The organism is Paenibacillus sp. YAF4_2, assembly GCF_052113225.1.
GTDB lineage: Bacteria > Bacillota > Bacilli > Paenibacillales > Paenibacillaceae > Pristimantibacillus.
In genome coordinates this window covers 1-481 of record NZ_JBFRCT010000031.1, presented here as the reverse complement: position 1 = coordinate 481, position 481 = coordinate 1, and the positions used below count along the sequence as shown (strand labels likewise).

The following is a 481-nucleotide window of genomic DNA, read 5'->3' as shown; positions in this document are numbered from 1 at the left end:
CGTACGACCATACGGTAGGTATGTAATGTCGGTGAGCAGCACAAAACCAGGGATCTCTTGCTTGAAATCCCGTTGTAATTTATTGGGCACGACACGATGTTCTTGTGTTGCCTTAGCCATAAGTCTGTACGGATTAGGCCTTCTATGCGGACATACAAGGTTTAATTGCTGCATATGCCTAGAGATTCGTTTCCGGTTGTAGACCACCTTGAATTCATTCTCAAGGATCATCTTAATCGATCGAGACCCCTTTTTGAATCCTCATCTGAGACTCCAGGAGTTTAATTCGTGCTTCTTGCTTGTCCATAATTTCGTCTGTTGTAAGCTCTCTAGAAAGAGGACGGCCTGAAGATTCTTTTCGGGAATCCACAAGTCCAATAATGCCATCTTTCTCGTAGGCTTTTCTCCATCGGTCAGCACATTGTGCTACACGTTTCATTCCAAGTACACTTACATCAAATCCATTTGCCTCGAATATTTC

Annotated in this window: 2 pseudogenes; both read right to left on the bottom strand. The window is 43.5% G+C overall.

What is annotated here, in order from left to right:
• Positions 1-231: pseudogene (locus tag AB4Y93_RS28850) on the bottom strand (IS3 family transposase); the annotation flags it as partial.
• Between the two features lies 1 nt (position 232).
• Positions 233-481: pseudogene (locus tag AB4Y93_RS28845) on the bottom strand (IS3 family transposase); the annotation flags it as partial.